The sequence below is a fragment of the Nannocystis bainbridge genome, assembly GCF_028368995.1.
Classification (GTDB): domain Bacteria; phylum Myxococcota_A; class Polyangia; order Nannocystales; family Nannocystaceae; genus Nannocystis; species Nannocystis bainbridge.
In genome coordinates, this window is the sequence record NZ_JAQNDL010000004.1 from 20,993 (window position 1) to 36,881 (window position 15,889).

Sequence of the window (15,889 nt, forward strand, 5' to 3'; positions counted from 1 at the left end):
TTCAGCCACCGATCTTCTCCTTGACCTTGTCGAGCCGGCCGGCCGCCTTGGCGTTGCCGAGCTCGGCCGCCTTGTCGTACTGGACCTTGGCGTCGGGGTAGCGCAGGACCTTGAAGTAGGCGTCGCCGAGGCGGATCCGGAAATCGCCCTTCTTCGGCTCGGCCTTGACCGCGCGCTCGGCGAGCACCACGGCCTGCTCGAAGTGGCCGCGGTCGAACGCGACGTCGGACAGGCCCATCAGCGCCGCGCCGTTGCGGTTGTAAGCGGCGAGCGCCTGATTGAAGGCCCGCTCGGCCGCCGCGAAGTCGCCGCGTCGGCGCGCCGCCTCGCCCTCGGCCGTCAGCTCGTCCGAGCGCGCGCGGTCCTGGGCCGCCTTCGCCAATTGCTCCTCGGGCTCGGCGGCGGGCTCGGGGGGCGTGGCGACCGGCTTGGCGTCGGGCCGCGGCTCGGGCTTGCCGGGGCGCGGGCGCGGGGCGGCGGGCTCGGGCGTCGGGGCGACCGGCTCGGGCTCGGGCTTGGGCTCGGGCTCGGCGACGGGCGGCGGATCGGCTGGCTTTTCGGGCATGTCCGCGGGGACATCCCGGACCGCGTCGGGGCCGAGCAGCGAGGCCAGCAATTCGGTCTGGGTCGCGGCCCCGTGCTCGCGCACGAACTTGCGCAGGCGCTCGTCGCGGTGGCCGCGGTCGTGGTCGGCGAGGATCTCGAGCAGCTCGGCGGCGGCGACGTCGGCGGCCGTGAACTCGCCGCGCTCGGCCTTGGCCAGCAGCTCGGCCATCTGCCCGGGGGTGTAGAGGCCGCGCTCGCGCGCCGTCGGGTGATCGGGCTGGAACACCAGCGCCTGCGAGTAGAAGTCGCGGGCGAACGGCTTGCCGGCGTCGGTGTCCCAGTAGTTGTCGCCGAGCTCGGCGAGCGCGTCGGCGAACTCCTTGCGCAGCGCGTGGGCCTGCTCGCGCGCGGGCCGCTCGGCGGGGCCCTCGGTGCGATCGAGGGCGACGACGCGCAGGATCGAGGTGTCCTTCGGATCGGCGGCGGGCGGGTAGACCCAGTGGGCCGAGGCGCCGGCAGACCGGGCGTCGGCCGCGAGCTGGGCGATGTGGGCCAGCTCCTCGGCGGTCGGCGGGCGCTCGCGCGTGGCCAGCAGCACGGCGATCGCGGCGACCACGGCGGCAGCGATGGCGACGGCGGCGATCCGCCAGCGGCTCGGGCGCGCGACCACGAGGTCGCGGGTCAGCGCCTCGATCAAGAAATCCATCGACGGGTGGCGCCGGGCCGGGTCGACGGCGAGGCCGCGGACCAGCGCGTCGTGGATGAAGCCCGGCACCTCGTTCGCCGGGGCCTTGATCAGCTGGCCGGTGCACACGCTCTCGGCGAGGTCGATCAGGTTGTCGCCGGCGAACGGCGGGCGGGCGTACAGCGCGGTCCACAGGGCGACGCAGAAGCTGAACTGGTCGGAGCGCGCGTCGGTGGCGGACCCGAGGTGCTGCTCGGGCGACATGTACGCCGGCGTGCCCATGATCGTGCCGGCCATCGTCAGCGAGGTGCTGAAGGCGTTGTGCCGGCCGACGTGGAGCGCGACGCTGTCGCCGTTGTTTTCGGGCGCGACGCCCGGCTGCTGCCCGGCGGTGCCGGCGAGCCCGAAGTCGGCGACGCGGGCCCGCCCGTCGTTGCCGATGAGGACGTTGTCGGGCTTGAAGTCGCGGTGCACCAGGCCCTCGGCGTGCGCCGCCGCCAGCCCGCGCCCGGCCTGCACGAAGATGTCCCGGATCGGGCGCCAGGCATGCACCTGCTCCGAGAGCCATGCGCGAAGGGTCAGGCCCTTGACGAACTCCATGGCGACGTAGATCTGGCCGTCCTGCTCGTTGATCTCGTGGACCTGGACGACGTTGGGGTGCGACAGGCGAGCCATCGCCTGGGCCTCGCGGATCATGCGGTCGCGGGCGTTGGGATCCTGGGCGGCGTCGCGGAGGACCTTGATGGCGATCCGGCGATCGAGCTCCTCGTCGTAGGCGGCGTAGACGACGCCCATGGCGCCCTCGCCGAGCGTGCGCAGGACGGCGAAGCGGCCGAAGCGTGGCGGGGCGACCACGGGGCCGACCAGCGCGCCCGGCTGGGACGGCCGGGTCCGATCGAGCGCGAGGGCAGAGCTCGCGCGCGCCTGATCGAGCGAGTCCTCGAGCGGGCGATCGAGCGTCTCGAACAGCTCCTCGCGCGGCCGGGGGGCGATCATCTGCGCGGGCGTCTCGGCGACGAGGGTGGAGTCGACGGCACCGGTCCCGCGCGGCGTGTCGGGAGGTTCGCGCAGGGTGTCGAACTGGTTGTTCACGGCGAAGATGCGACCGGCGACCTCGGCCGTCGTGCCGCAAGGCTAGCGCCGAACGCCGCGGACGTGAAAGTGGCGAGTGCGCCCCCGCGAGCGATGCGCAGGGCAAAATCGCGCCAAAGGCCGCGATTGCCGGGCGCGGGCGCCTCGTTTACACCAAGTCGATGGCGAAGCCGGTGGGTCGGGGGCGAGCGAGCCTGGGGATCGTCGCAGCCGCGGCGCTGGCGGGTTGCCTCGACCGGAACCCGCAGTTCGAAGAGCCGCTGCCGACCACGAGCGACTCGAGCGGCGCGGACTCCACGGGAGATCCGACAGCCTCGACGACGTCCCAGGGGACCACCGGTTCGCTCACGGATCCTTCCACGAGCGCAACGTCGACGGTGGGCCCGATGACGACGACGACGATGCCGCTCGGAGCCTGCGGCGACGGGCAAGTCGGCCAGGACGAGGAGTGCGACGACGGCCTCGCCAACGCCGACGATGCGGCCTGCACCAGCGCGTGCAAGCAGGCGACGTGCGGGGACGGGCTGATCCACAAGGACATCGAGTTCTGCGAGGACCTCAACGACGACCCGGCCGACGGCTGCGTCGCGTGCTTCGTGCCCCACGTGTGCAAGGAAGTGCTCGACCGGGCGCCGGGCAGCCCGACGGGGCTCTACGTGATGGATCCGGACGGCCCGGGTCCGGGGCCGCTGGTGCCGGCGTACTGCGACATGACGCTCGACGGCGGCGGCTGGACCCGCGTCGAGCGCAGCCCGCTCGCCGACCCGATCGCGCGGGCCCTCTTCGTCGATGTCGAGGTCAACTACGACGACCCGACGAAGTCGCGCTACCGCATGGGTCGGGCCGCGCTGAACGTGGTGCAGCAGCACTCGAACGAGCTGTGGATCGACTGCGGCGGGACCGACCACCTGTGGACGGACTCGGACTTCCTGTTCGAAGGCGAGGACGCGCCGAACCCCTGCGACGCCGTCGGCGCGGTGCTCTACAAGGAGGCGCAGCTCAGCGACATCATCCTGAAGGATGTCGAGCTGTGCACCGGCTTCACCGGGCTCCTCGACGGCGATTGCGCGGGTGCGTGGCGCATCGACGAGGTGGAGCAGATGCTGTGCGGGCTCTCCAGCACGCCGTGGATCGACGGGCAGCCGTTCAGCGCCCAGAACTCCGACATCTTCGCCGCCGACCCGACGGTCCAGGAGCTGGAGCTCCACGATTGCCACAAGCCAGGGGCCATCCGCGCCGTGATGATGCGCTGAGGCGCGGCCGGAAAGCGCGCGACCGTGCGGACCCGCGTGCGCGCGTCGATTGTCGGCCGCGGCGGCGTCGACTACACCGAAGTCATGCGTGCAGAGCCGAGCGAGGTCGTCGCGGGCGTCGTCGTCGTCACGTTGGTGGCGGGTTGCCTCGAGACGAACCCGTGGTTCGAAGAGCCGACCGCCTCGGGGAGCGCGGGCACGACGGCGGTGGCGACGACCGCAGGCACGCTCGACGAGCCGCCGCCGACGAGCACGACGACGACCGAGACGACGACGAGCAGCGAGCCGACCGGGCCGATGACGACCGAGGGCGGCACGTCGTGGCCGTTGACGACGAGCACGACGGAGTCGTCGACGACGGGGTACCCGTCGACGTGTGGCGACGGCATGATCGAGGGTTTCGAGCAGTGTGACGACGGGCCCGACAACAGCGACGAGGGGTCCTGCACGCCGCTGTGCACGACCGCGACCTGCGGCGACGGCTTCGTCCACGCCGGCTTCGAGGACTGCGACGACGATGACGATCCGCACAACGGCTGCGTCGGCTGCATCGTCCCGCACGACTGCGCCGAGATCCTGCTCCACGCGCCGCAGGCGACCGACGGCGAGTATTTCGTGGATCCCGACGGACCGGAGCTGCTGCCGCCTATCCCGGTGTACTGCGAGATGACGACCGCGGGCGGCGGCTGGACGCTGGTGGAGCGCAGCCCCTTCGAAGATCCGATCGGGTTCGCGCTGTTCAAGGAGGCGCCCGTGAACATGGCCGCTCCGCTGTCGCCGCGCTACCGCATGCCGCGGGGCGCGATGGGGACGCTACGGGCCATCTCGGACGAGATGCGGCTCGACTGCCACGGCGACGACTACCTGCTGACGGCGGCGCAGTCGCTGTTCGCCGGCGAGTTCGCCCCGCCGGGCTGCAACAACGCGGGGCCGGTGCTCTACAAGGAGGCGCAGCTCAAGTCGTACATGCTTTCGAACGTGCAGCTGTGCACCGTGTTCGTCGGCAAGAACGACGGCCAGTGCTCCGGCGCGTGGAGCATCGACGAGGAGAACCAGTACGACTGCCTGCTCGAGGGCTACCCGTGGTCGGGCATGAACGAGGCGATCTCACCGCCGTCGGTCGACGCGTTCGCGGTCGATCCGCAGCACATCGACGGCAACCACGACTGCCACCAGCCGGGCGCGTCGCGCCGGATCTTGCTGCGCTGAATCGTCAAAGAGGGGCCGCCCGACGGATGCCGAAAATCATGCAGGACTCGAACCTGCATTGATCAGATGTTGAATCCGACGCGTGTACCATTTCCGCCAAAGATAGATGACGCCCGCCCACGTGGCGGCCCCTCGCGCCGAGGATGACCGCCCGCAGGCGGCGACGTCAAGCCGCGCCGAAGCCGCGAGGGCGGTCCTGCGCGGGTTCGGCGGCCCGGGCGAACCCGCGCGCTCGCGGCAATTGCTGGCGCGGCCGGGCTCGACTACACCGATGGGGATGCGCCTGGGCTTGGTTCGTGGGGGAGCACTGGTGGCGGCGACGTGCCTGTCGGCGTGCCTCGATCGCAACCCGCAGTTCGAGGAGCCGACGCTGGCGACGGCGACCGACCCGGGCGGTGCGACGACGACGAACGGGCCGCTCACGACGGATGTGCCGCCGACGCCGCCGGGCGAGACGACGGACGCACCAGGGACCACGCTCGGGCCCGTGACCACCGAGCAGGAGGACACGGAGGACACCGAGTCGCCGGTGACGATGACGTCGACGACGACGTCAGGCACGACCTCGGACAATTCGCAGTGCGGGAACGGGACGGTCGAGGGCCCCGAAGAGTGCGACGACCTCAACACCGATTGGGCCGACGGCTGCATCGATTGCATGGTGCCGCGCAGCTGCGCCGACGTGCGGCAGCTGGCGCCTTACGCGGGCTCGGGCGCGTACGTGATCGACGCCGACGGCGACGGGGGCTACCTCGCGGTGCCCGTGTATTGCGACATGAACACGACGGGCGGCGGCTGGACGGTGATCGAACGCAGCCCGCGCCAGGACCCGATCGGGGTGGCGCTGTTCACCGATTCGGCCGTGAACCCGGGCCAGCCGGACGAGCCGCGGTTCCGCCTGAAGAAGGACATGATGGAACTGCTGGTGCCGCAATCGGCGGAGATGCGCATCGACTGCGGCGGCGACGACTACCTGCTGGCCGCCGCGACGGCGCTGTTCAGCGGAGAAGGGATGCCGGTGTGCTCGATCGGGAAGGTGCTCTACAAGGAGGCGCAGCTCAAGGGCTTCGCGCTGACCGACGTCGAGCTGTGCACCGGCTTCCACGGGACGCAGGAGGGCTGCTTCGGCGCGTGGCACATCGACGAGTTCGACCAGGACAAGTGCGCGCTGAAGGTCTTCCCGTGGAGCGACATGGTCCCCGTCACGACCCCCAGCACCGATGCGTTCGCGGTCGACCCATCCACGTACGACGAGCAGAACCAGCCCCCGATCCACGATTGCCACCTGCCCGACGCGGTGCGGGTGGTGATGCTGCGGTGAAGTCGCTGATAGAAGGCGATTGCCAATAATGGTTAGACGTCTTTTGAGACATATCATCATTGTCATTGGACGATCGATGACATCGCTGATGCATCGCGGAGCTTGCAGGTGCGCGATCTCCTGATGGCGTCCCGCGCAAGGCTCTCTCGGCGCCTCGGGGCGTGACCGTCAGGCGTCTATCGGGATCGGAGCACGCGGATCGCGAGGTCCGCCCTACAGTATTTGTGGCCATCCACGGCATGGACCGGCCGCGGCGCCGCGAGAGCGAAGGCCAGGGTAGGTCGATCGGCGGTCACGTCGCAAGAGGTCGATCGGCGGTTGTGAGCGCGCGACCGGGCAGACCGTCCGGGCGACAACCCGCCCTGCAGCATGACCATTGTTCAGAGGCGGCGAACCGGCGACACGAGTGGATGTCGGTCGGATCGAGATGACGCTTTCGCGCCCGCAGGCTCCAGCGAGCTGATTCGCGCCCGGGGTGCCGCGCGCCCTCGTGCCTGCTCGCCTGCACAGGCTTGAACCGAAATCTGGATGCGGAGACCATGGGATCATGGTCGAGATAGTATTGCTCTGTATCCTCGCGCTCTCTTTATGCGGCCTCGGGCTCGTCGTTCACCGGTTGCGAGCGCTCAAGGCCTCTCACCTTGAATTAAAGCGCCGATTTTCTCCGGTGTTCGACCTCGAACGAGAGCGCCAGCGCGTCAAGGCGGAGGTGGACGAGGAGCGCCGGTGCTTCGCCGCCGAGCGTGCACGCGGTGCAGCGGAGATAGAGAGCGCTCGCTCGCAGGTGGCGTCGGAGCGCGCGACGTTTCTCGCGCAGCGCGTGGCAGCGGCCGCCGAACTGGAAGCGGAGCGGCGTCGACTCGAAGCCGAGCTGGACGGGGAATGTCGCCGCTCCGCCGCGGAGCTCGCCAAGGACCGTCAAGGCCTCGCTGCCGAGCGCCAGCGCGGTGCTGCGGAGTTGGAGGGCGCTCGTTTGCAGGTCGCCTCCGACGCCGCCGCCCTGGACACGACTCGCCGTCAGGTCGCAACAGAGGTCGCGGCCCAACGCGCAGCTGCGGTTGTCGAGGTCGAACAAATGCGCGTGGCCAGTGCCACGTTGCGGGCGGAGTTCGCAGCCCTCGACGAGGAGAGCAACCTGCAGTCTTTCGCCTTTTATAAGCCCCGATACGCGTTCACCAGCTCCGAGCATTATCAGCGCCAGCTCGAGGATACGCGAGATCGGCAGAAAGGCATGCTGAAGGACAAGGAGGCGGCGACCTGCGCCGAGGAGTGGCTGGTCAACGGCAGCAAGGCAGAAGGCCGCAAGCAGATAATCAGACCTTGAAGCTGATGCTGCGCGCGTTCAATGGCGAATGCGACGCGACCATCGCCAAGGTCCGCTACAACAACGTCGGTGTGATGGAGGCGAGGATCCGCAAGGCCTGGGAGGTCATCAACGGTTGCGCCGAGGTTCAGCGCTGCACGATCAGCCGCGGCTATCTCGATCTCAAGCTCGCGGAGCTGTCCCTCGTCCACGAGTACGAGGAGAAGGTCCAGCAGGAGAAAGACGAGCAGCGCCGGATCAAGGAGCAGATGCGAGAGGAAGAACAGGCCCTCCGCGAGCTGGAGAAGGTCAAGCAGGAGGCCGAGAAGGAAGAGAATCGCTTCGCAGAGGCGCTCAGGAAGGCCCAGGACGAGATCTTGCGGGCGTCAGGAGCGAAGCAGGAGAAGCTGCAGGCGCAGGTCGCCGAGTTGGAGCGGAAGCTGTCGGAGGCCCAAACGAACAAGGCACGCGCCGTCTCACGGGCGCAGATGACCCGCTCCGGGCATGTCTACATCATCTCGAACGTCGGGTCCTTCGGTGAGCACGTGTACAAGATCGGGATGACGCGCCGGCTCGACCCGATGGATCGGGTCAAGGAGCTCGGAGACGCCTCGGTCCCGTTCGAATTCGACGTCCATGCCATCATCTACACCGAGGACGCGCCGAAGCTGGAGAACGAGCTGCACAGGGCATTTCATCATCGGCGGGTCAATCGCGTGAACGAGCGCAAAGAGTTCTTCAATGTCTCGATTCTGGAGATCGCCGAGCACGTGCGCCGGCATCATCCTGCGAGCATCGAGATCGTCCACGAGGCCGAGGCCATGGAGTACAGGAAGACGCTGTCGATGAGCCTGGAGGCCGCGAATTTGGCGCCCGACCCGAAGCAGGCGCTCGTCAGGCCGGCTGTGAGGGTAGGCGCCTGAGAATCTCGCTGCGTGTCGAGGTTGTCCCCGGGACCCGCATCCTTGCGAATGCGGCCACGCGCGATGGTGGCAGCTCGAGGCCTCGGTTCGGGCGCCGCGGACTTTCAGCGATTCACAGGCAGAAAACGAGGGGCTGCCCGACGAGCGCCGTGGACATGCGGGAGTCGAACCCGCGGCCTTCAGTGTATGAGACTGACGTGATTACCGGTTTCACTAATGCTGGTGCCCGCCCACGTGGCAGCCCCTCGCCGGCGAGCATCGCCGGGGCGAGGGGCGGCGTCAAGGCGTCACTCGGACTTGCCGGGCTTGCCGTCTTTGCCGGCGGCCTCGCGCGCGCGCATGCCGTCGGTGGTGCGTGAGATCGGCGTGCCGCGCACCAGTTGGGACAGCAGCTCGGCCGGGCTCTTGCCGCCGAGCAGCGCGACCAGGTTCATGTTGCTGGCGGCGGCCTTGAGGACCTCGCTGTCGGCGGCGGCCTGCAGCGCGCCGACCAGCTCCTGCTGCAGCGCGCCGAGGCGTACGGCGTCGGCCTGCGCGAGCGCGGCGGCGCGGGCCTGCTCGACTTCGGAGAGGGCGCGCGCGTGCTCCTCGGTGGCGCGATCGACCAGCGCGCGCGCCTTGGCCTCGGCCTCGGCGGCGAGCACCCGCGCGGCCGCGGCGAGCTCGCCCTGCTCGCGCTCGCGGTCGCGCGCGGCCTCGAAGCTCAGGCGCTCGAGCTGCTGCTTGTGACGCAGGGCGTCGGCGTCGCGGCCGGCGACGAGCTGTTGCTTGAAGGCGGTGACGGTGTGCTCGTCCTGGGCCTCGGCCTTGGTGGTCTCGGCCATGCGCTGGCTGGCGCCGCGCTGCAAGGAGTGCTCGTCGGCGTCGAGGCTGTCGCGCAGGCGGGTCGAGTCGAGGCGGCGGCGCGACTGCTGGTCTTGCAGCTGCAAGGACACGGCCTCGCGCTGGACGTTGGCGAACAGCTCGGAGAGGGCAGGGTCGGCGACCTGGAAGCCGAGCACGTCGACGCCGCTCAGGACCATGCCGTTGTCGGCGAAGCGCAGCAGGCCGCCGTCGCCGTCGAGCAGGGTCTTGCGCACGACCGCGGGGAACTCGAGCAGCAGCTGGGTGGCCGCGAGCACGCGCGCCGCCTCGCGTACGCGGGCGCGCACGGTGTCGGCGAGCAGCTTGACCGGATCCTCGACGTGGAACCACTTCTCGGGCTCGCCGTCGAAGTGACCGGCGAGGCCGAGCTTGACCTTGAAGCGCACGAAGTCGGCCGACTCGATCTCGAAGTTGTCGGCGACGCGGCCGCCCTGGATCCGCAAGAAGCAGGTGGTGACGGTGGTGTGCCCGTCCTTGGTCTTGCCCTTCGAGAGCTTGAGCGCGGTCAGCTGCTCCTCGTACTCGAGCAGCTCGGTGCGCGGACCGACGACGACGCGCCGGCCGTGACGCGAGGTGATCAGCACGGCCTCGTTGTTGGGGACGATGACCGACAGCGCCCACGGGGTGACGACCTCGGCGGTGGTGTGCTTGTGCGGCTCGGCGTGGCCGATCCACAGGTTCCACTTGTCGTGGGGGACGCGCCGCTGCACGTGCTCCTCGCCGCGCGGGTCGACGAGGTACGAGGTCTCGCCGCGGACCATCTTGACCATGCCGGTCCGCTGGTCGCGGACGTACACGCCCGACTTTTGATCGATGCCGATGGCGTCGATGACGACGGCGTCGTGGTCGTTGCCGACGTGCGGCTCGCGGGTGACCGGGTTCAGCACCTCGGCCTCGATGAACGGGAAGAACACGCTCGGCAGGCCGCGCACCAGCAGCTCGGCGCCGGCCTCGTAGTGATCGCGGTCGAGCGGGGTGCCCGGCGGCAGGCGCCGGCTCAGCTCGTCGCGGCCGATCGGGGTGATGATGCGGAGGTACAGCGCCTGGTGCTCGCCGAGCTCGTAGGCGTCGTAGACGCGGCGCCGCGAGCCGCGCTGCAGGAAGGTGTCGTGCGGGCCGGGGAACACGCGCGCGGGGCCGCGGACGATCCGCGGGTTGCCGTCAGCGTCGAAAAGGAAGCAGAAATTCTTGGGCCCGAGGACCACGGCCCGCCGCGCGTAGGGGTCGGCCGCGACGCCGCGCCCGCCGTCGGCGGTCCGTTGCCGACGCTGCGAGGCGCGGTCGTTCCACGCCTCGTCGAGGGTCGCGAGGATCACGCCGCGCTCGCCGCTGGTGTAGTCCTGGCGGTGGCGGATCTCGTTCTTCACCACGCTGAACTGCTTGACCGACATGCCCTCGCCGACCTGCGACACCAGCTTGGCCAGCTCCTCCTGCGCGGCCGCGGGCAGGGTGCCGACGCCGTCATCCTCGCGGCCGCGGGCCTCGGTCTCCTCGAGCGCGGGCACGACCTCGATGCCGGTCGGCGGGATGAAGAACTGGGTGTGGCGGCCCTGGATGACGATGCGCTGGCCGATCCGCAGATTCGAAGGCGGGGCCTTGGTGGCCGGCTCGGGCTGGTTGCGGCGGGTGTCGTCGTCGGCGCCGTCGATGACGACGCTCGAGAGGCCGGCCGACTCGATCACGAGGCGGAAGTACGGGGCGGTCTCGTCGAGCGGGCCGACGACCTCGACCAGCAGGTATTGATTGGCGTTGAGCTTGTGCGCCGGGCGGACCTCGGCCGATTGCCCGGGGAACAGGGCGAAGGCGCACGGGCCGGGGATGATCTTCTTGGTCCCGAGCCGCAGCTCCTTCTCCTTGTTGCCGCCGGGCACGTAGGAGCCGTTGGGACCCTCGGGGTGATCGGTGACGACGGGGTTCTCGAGCAGGACGTACTCGCCGTCGCGGGCGATGATGAAGGGCCGCGCTTCCATCGGCGCCGGCTCGTAGCCGCCGCGTCCGTTCGAGCGGACGATGCGGTCGTTGGCGCTGGGCGTGAACTCGGTCGGGCCGATGTGGGTGAGGATCTCGCCCGACGTCTCGTTGAGCGACCACAAGAAGGAGCGACGCGGGACTGGGATCTTCTGCCGGTTCTCGATGGCCATCTTCGATCTCGCTGACGGCCGGCAGGATAGTCCGCGGCCGCGGCGATCGGAAGCGTCGGTCGAGGCGCGCGCCCGCGCGGGTCGATGTCACGCGGCACGGCGACGCGGCGTCATGCCGCCTTGAGCCCGAGCTTGGGGCAGATGTCCTGCATGACGCAGTTCGGGCAGTCGGGCTTCTTGGCAGTGCACACGTAGCGGCCGAGCAGGATCAGGGCCGGGCCGAAGAAGGTCCACTGGTCCTGGGGCACGAGCCGCATCAGATCGCGCTCGATGTCCGGCGGATCGCGGTGCTCGGACAGTCCCATGCGCCCGCTCAGGCGGATGACGTGGGTGTCGACGATGACGCCCGAAGGTATGTTGAAACATGTCGCAAGGACCACGTTGGCGGTCTTGCGGGCGACGCCGGGCAGGCGCACGAGGGCCTCGATCGACTGCGGGACCTCGCCGCCGTAGTCGGCGACGAGCATGCGACACGCGCCCTGGATCGCCTTGGCCTTCTGGCGAAAGGTGCCGGTCGGGCGCACGGCCTCCTCGAGCTCGGCGAGGTCGGCGTCGGCGAACGACTGGGCGTCGGGGTAGCGGGGGAAGAGGGTGCGGGTCACGGCGTTGACGCGCTCGTCGGTGCACTGGGCGGCGAGGATCGTGGCGACGAGCATGTGCACCGGGGTGTCCCAGTCGAGCTCGTAGCGAGCGTCCGGGTAGCTCTGGCGCAGGCGGTCGAGGAGCACGTCGATGTCGGGTCGCGGCATGGGGGAGGGAGTATGCCCCGGATGGCGCGCTCCGCGGGCGCCCGTCCGCCGGCTGGTCCGGGCCGGATCAAGCAGTTTTCCCCCGCGGGCCGCGGTCCGCTAGACTCCCGCGCGGATGGCCGAGACCGCACCGCCCCAGGGCCTGCAGCGCTACCAGATCATGGAGCCCCTCGGCGCGGGGTCCCAGGGACGCACGTTCCGCGCGATCGATCGCGAGACGGGGGCGGCGGTGGCGGTCAAGGTGCTGCACCTGCGCTCCCTCGGCGGCGACTGGAAGCCGTTCGATCTGTTCGAGCGCGAGTGCCAGGCGCTCGAGTCGCTGTCGCACCCGGGCATCCCGCGCTACGTCGATCGCTACACCAGCGACACCACCGGCGACTTCTTCCTGGTGATGGAGCTGGTCGAGGGGGCCCCGCTGTCGCAGCGTCTGGGCCGGGCCGGGGATCCGGCCGAGCTGCAGCGCTGGTTGACGGCGGTGCTCGACATCCTCGAGTACCTGCACGGGCGCCATCCGCCGGTGATCCACCGCGACATCAAGCCGTCGAACCTGATCCTGCGGCCCGACGGGCACCTGGTGCTGATCGATTTCGGCGGGGTGCGCCTCGCCGTGCGACCCGACGGCGGCTCGACGATGATCGGGACGTTCGGCTACATGGCGCCGGAGCAGCTGCACGGCGAGGCGACCCCGGCGACCGACATCTACGCGCTCGGGGCCACGATCGCGGCGCTGGCGGCCGGCATGCCGGCGGACCAGCTGCCGCGCAAGGGGCTGCAGATCGACCTCGAGCGGTGCGTGGCGCCGGGCCGGTTGCGAGATGTCCTTTCGGCCATGTTGGAGCCGGACCCGACGCGCCGGCTGGCCTCGTCGGCGGCGGTGCGCGCGGCCCTGGGGACCTCGGCCCGCCCGCGCCAGGCGAGCGAGCCGCGCCGGGCGTCGGCGCAGACGCAGGCGTCGTCGCAGGCGATGGAGCAGGCGCCGATGCCCGACTACCCGGCGCTGCGCAGCCTGCCGAAGTTCCTGCGGGTGTTCGTGTGGCTGTGGGCGTGGCTGGCGACCGGGCTGTTCTTCGTGATCGAGTTCGTGTTCGTGCCGATGGTGTTCGCGCTGCAGGCGTCGAGCCGCCGCTACAAGAAGAAGGCCCATCGCATGCGCCGGCTGCGGGCCCGCGAGGCCGACGCGCTCAGCTCGGTGCAGCGGATCCGCCGGCGCCTGCAGGCGATCGCCGACAACAGCGATCCGCGCGATCAGGCGGCGCTGCCCGAGGGTCGCGACCGCTAGGAGCCTGGCCGGGAAATCGCGCGCGCCGAATAGTGTCCGCAGTCGGTCGCGCCGCACTCGCCGCTGCTCGGTGAGGCTCCCCGCGCGGCGACAAGCGGGGCCGGCGACGCCCTCCTCAGGCGGGCACGGAGCGGCGGAGTGGGACGCAGGCGGGAGGGGCCGCAGGCAACCGCGCGCAGGCGCCATCGTCCGCGAAGCGCACACGAGTCTGTCCTAAACGACATATCACCATCGAAGCCTGAGGGCGCCGAGCACGTTGCCTGGGAGGGCCCCGCCGTGGCGAGGGACCTGCTCCGCCGCTCCGTGCCCGCCGTCAACCAGCTCTCCAGGCCCCGCGTCTTCGGACGCGCATATCTCAGGCCCGGGGAGAAAGCAAAAAGGACATGGCCCGAAGGCCATGTCCTTGCAACCGTCCGTCTCGACCAGGCGCACCCTTGCTTGGGTGCGTGTTGCGAGGGACATGTCCCGAAGGACATGCCCTCACGTCGAGCTCACTTGGGCGCCGGCGGGGGCGGGTTGGTGGTCGGCGGGGTCGCGGGCGGGGTGGTCCCGGCCGGCGGGGTGTCGGTGGCGGTGGCCGGGTCGGTCGGCGTGTCGCCGGCGGGCTCGGGCGGGTTCTCCAGGGCCGGATCGACGGGAGCGGGCTCGGCCGGGGTCTCGACAGCGGCGGGCTCGGGGTTGGCAGTGTCTGTCTGCCCCTTGTTGCAGCCGCTCATCAGCGAGGTTCCCGAGACGGCCATGATCACCGTCGTGATCGCAGCAACGATGGAGTGCTTTGAATTGCGCATGTTGTCCTTTCGGGGAGGTTGCAACCTCGTAACCTGTACTCGGGCTCGCCGTAAAGCAAAATCATCACACCACGTTCGATTGGGGGCAGGGGGCACCATTTTGCGAGCGGGCTCGACGGTAATTTGCGGCTTTCAGGGGCCCTGGGACCGCAATTCGAGCGATGGCGCGTAATCCGCCATGACTGCCATTTCATGGATTCTGCAGCGCAGGGAATCACCGTGGGGCGATCGATTGCGAATGGAGGAGGGCCGGCCCGGGGTCGCCCCCATGCACAGGACGTATGTCCGACGAATGCGCGATCGAGCATTCGGAGCGGACTCTACCGTATGGTTTGCCGACCCGGCGGGCAGCCTGTCACGCGGCGGTGCCACGAATGAAAGCGGGGCCCGAGGTCGTCGCAAGGACGCAGCGAGGATGCGGCGTGCTCGATCAGCCGCGCGCGACCCGGGCCAGCAGGCCGAGGCCCATGTTGGCGGCGTTGCAGACGATCATGACGACGCCGATCCACCAGAACTGGCGGCGCACGGCCGGGAGCTCGTCCTCGCGGGCGAACACGCGGCGCGGCCACAGGGTGAAGGTGACGTGGAGGAACAGCGCCAGCGAGACGAGCAGCAGGACGACCTTGGCGGCGACGAGCCACGACCACGCGGCGCCGTTGTCCCGGTGGGCGAGGGCGAGGGCGACGCCGCTGAGGACGATCGCGACGATGCCGGCGAGGACCTTGTAGCGGGCGCCGTGCACGACGCTGAAGATGAAGTCCTCGAACTCGCTGGCGCGGCTGAAGAACCGCTCGGCCCGCGGGTGGAGGATGAAGACGCTGAACACCATGGCGCCGATCCACACGCCACCGCCGAGCACGTGGATCCCGATCGGCAACAGCTCCGCGAGCGTCGCACCCATGGCGAAGCCGAGCGTATCACCTGCGCCGCGGTGCGGCGGCGGGCGCGAACGGAAGGCCCGGGCGAGCCCGGGAAACGCGGGATCGCGCGCATGTCGAGGTCGTGCGCGGCGCCGCAGCGGTGACGGCTCGCGGCGCCGCAGCGGAGACGGCTCGCGGCGCTGCGAAGATGATCACGTCTTCATCCGGCGCGCGCGAGCGGGGCCGGGGAAAGCGGGTAGGCTCGCCGGCCGGAGCTCCTCGCAGCATGAATCTCTTCGACATCTCGATCCCCCACATGAGCCGTACCCTGGGCCAGGTGCCGGTGTGGCTCGACAAGGCGCAGGCGACCGCGGACCTGCGCAAGTTCGACATCGGCGTGCTCCTCACCGCCCGGCTGACGCCCGACCAGTGGCACTTCACGCGCCAGGTCCAGGCCATGGTGCTCGGGCCGCTGCGGCTGGCCAACGTGCTGCGCGGGCAGGCGCCGCCGGACAACTTCGACATCGAGCCGACGGTCGCGGCGCTGCGCGCGAACGTGGCGCAGGCGCGCGAGAAGCTCGACGCGCTGCGCGGCGAGGAGTTCGCGGGCGCCGAGGCGCGGGTGATCCCGCTGCCGTTCTTGCCGGGCAAGGGCCTGCAGGCGGGGGACTTCGTGCAGCAGTTCTCGCTGCCGAACTTCTACTTCCACGCCGTCACCGCGTACTCGATCCTGCGCCACAACGGGGTCGACGTCGGCAAGCCCGACTTCCTCGCGCCGCTGGCGTTCCGCGACCTGTGAGCGCGGCCTGTGACGCGGCGCAAAGGTGCGCCGCGCGCGGATGACGGCGGCGATCGGGGCCCGGCGGGCGCGTGATA

Annotated in this window: 11 protein-coding genes and 1 pseudogene; 7 read left to right on the plus strand and 5 right to left on the minus strand. The window is 70.2% G+C overall.

The window, feature by feature from the left end:
- Position 1 precedes the first annotated feature (1 nt).
- A complete protein-coding gene (locus POL25_RS37445; protein WP_272091176.1) occupies positions 2-2,323 on the minus strand; it encodes a serine/threonine-protein kinase in 2,322 nt (773 codons plus the stop codon).
- Positions 2,324-2,484: 161 nt separating this feature from the next.
- Here POL25_RS37445 and POL25_RS37450 point away from each other — a divergent pair, with 161 nt between their 5' ends.
- The 5 genes and pseudogenes from POL25_RS37450 (at position 2,485) to POL25_RS45185 (ending at position 8,332) form a co-directional block, all read left to right on the plus strand.
- Positions 2,485-3,576 carry a fibrinogen-like YCDxxxxGGGW domain-containing protein gene (locus POL25_RS37450; RefSeq protein WP_272091177.1) on the plus strand — a complete coding sequence of 364 codons (1,092 nt, stop codon included), beginning with the start codon at positions 2,485-2,487 and terminating at the stop codon, positions 3,574-3,576.
- Between the two features lie 84 nt (positions 3,577-3,660).
- The gene (locus POL25_RS37455) at positions 3,661-4,785 is read left to right on the plus strand and encodes a fibrinogen-like YCDxxxxGGGW domain-containing protein (protein WP_272091178.1); all 1,125 of its coding nucleotides are present in this window, start codon (positions 3,661-3,663) and stop codon (positions 4,783-4,785) included.
- Positions 4,786-5,062: 277 nt separating this feature from the next.
- Complete coding sequence (locus tag POL25_RS37460) at positions 5,063-6,106, plus strand: fibrinogen-like YCDxxxxGGGW domain-containing protein (protein ID WP_272091179.1); 1,044 nt, start codon at positions 5,063-5,065, stop codon at positions 6,104-6,106.
- A gap of 1,231 nt (positions 6,107-7,337) precedes the next feature.
- A pseudogene (locus tag POL25_RS45180) lies at positions 7,338-7,582 on the plus strand (SNIPE associated domain-containing protein); the annotation flags it as partial.
- Positions 7,583-7,969: 387 nt separating this feature from the next.
- On the plus strand, positions 7,970-8,332 hold the full coding sequence (locus tag POL25_RS45185; protein WP_506417458.1) for a GIY-YIG nuclease family protein: 363 nt from the start codon (positions 7,970-7,972) through the stop codon (positions 8,330-8,332).
- Positions 8,333-8,619: 287 nt separating this feature from the next.
- Here POL25_RS45185 and POL25_RS37475 read toward each other — a convergent pair whose 3' ends face one another.
- Entirely contained in the window at positions 8,620-11,337 is a 2,718-nt protein-coding gene (locus POL25_RS37475) for a hypothetical protein (protein WP_272091181.1), read from the minus strand.
- A 110-nt stretch (positions 11,338-11,447) separates the two neighbouring features.
- Entirely contained in the window at positions 11,448-12,086 is a 639-nt protein-coding gene (gene nth, locus POL25_RS37480) for an endonuclease III (protein ID WP_272091182.1), read from the minus strand.
- Between the two features lie 115 nt (positions 12,087-12,201).
- On the opposite strand from nth, the gene POL25_RS37485 reads away from it, so the two are divergent.
- The gene (locus POL25_RS37485; protein ID WP_272091183.1) at positions 12,202-13,365 is read left to right on the plus strand and encodes a serine/threonine-protein kinase; all 1,164 of its coding nucleotides are present in this window, start codon (positions 12,202-12,204) and stop codon (positions 13,363-13,365) included.
- A 491-nt stretch (positions 13,366-13,856) separates the two neighbouring features.
- Here the strand turns inward: POL25_RS37485 and POL25_RS37490 are convergent, their stop codons facing one another.
- The gene (locus tag POL25_RS37490) at positions 13,857-14,105 is read right to left on the minus strand and encodes a hypothetical protein (protein WP_272091184.1); all 249 of its coding nucleotides are present in this window, start codon (positions 14,103-14,105) and stop codon (positions 13,857-13,859) included.
- Between the two features lie 478 nt (positions 14,106-14,583).
- The gene (locus tag POL25_RS37495; RefSeq protein WP_272091185.1) at positions 14,584-15,054 is read right to left on the minus strand and encodes a hypothetical protein; all 471 of its coding nucleotides are present in this window, start codon (positions 15,052-15,054) and stop codon (positions 14,584-14,586) included.
- Between the two features lie 245 nt (positions 15,055-15,299).
- Here POL25_RS37495 and POL25_RS37500 point away from each other — a divergent pair, with 245 nt between their 5' ends.
- Positions 15,300-15,812 carry a DUF1993 domain-containing protein gene (locus tag POL25_RS37500; RefSeq protein ID WP_272091186.1) on the plus strand — a complete coding sequence of 171 codons (513 nt, stop codon included), beginning with the start codon at positions 15,300-15,302 and terminating at the stop codon, positions 15,810-15,812.
- Positions 15,813-15,889: the final 77 nt, after the last annotated feature.

Coding starts and splice junctions, on each gene's coding strand:
- POL25_RS37450 (WP_272091177.1), top strand. CDS start 2,485: ATGGCGAAGCCGGTGGGTCGGGGGCGAGCGAGCCTGGGGATCGTCGCA.
- POL25_RS37455 (WP_272091178.1), top strand. CDS start 3,661: ATGCGTGCAGAGCCGAGCGAGGTCGTCGCGGGCGTCGTCGTCGTCACG.
- POL25_RS37460 (WP_272091179.1), top strand. CDS start 5,063: ATGCGCCTGGGCTTGGTTCGTGGGGGAGCACTGGTGGCGGCGACGTGC.
- POL25_RS45185 (WP_506417458.1), top strand. CDS start 7,970: ATGACGCGCCGGCTCGACCCGATGGATCGGGTCAAGGAGCTCGGAGAC.
- POL25_RS37475 (WP_272091181.1), bottom strand. CDS start 11,337: ATGGCCATCGAGAACCGGCAGAAGATCCCAGTCCCGCGTCGCTCCTTC.
- nth (WP_272091182.1), bottom strand. CDS start 12,086: ATGCCGCGACCCGACATCGACGTGCTCCTCGACCGCCTGCGCCAGAGC.
- POL25_RS37485 (WP_272091183.1), top strand. CDS start 12,202: ATGGCCGAGACCGCACCGCCCCAGGGCCTGCAGCGCTACCAGATCATG.
- POL25_RS37490 (WP_272091184.1), bottom strand. CDS start 14,105: ATGGCCGTCTCGGGAACCTCGCTGATGAGCGGCTGCAACAAGGGGCAG.
- POL25_RS37495 (WP_272091185.1), bottom strand. CDS start 15,054: ATGGGTGCGACGCTCGCGGAGCTGTTGCCGATCGGGATCCACGTGCTC.
- POL25_RS37500 (WP_272091186.1), top strand. CDS start 15,300: ATGAATCTCTTCGACATCTCGATCCCCCACATGAGCCGTACCCTGGGC.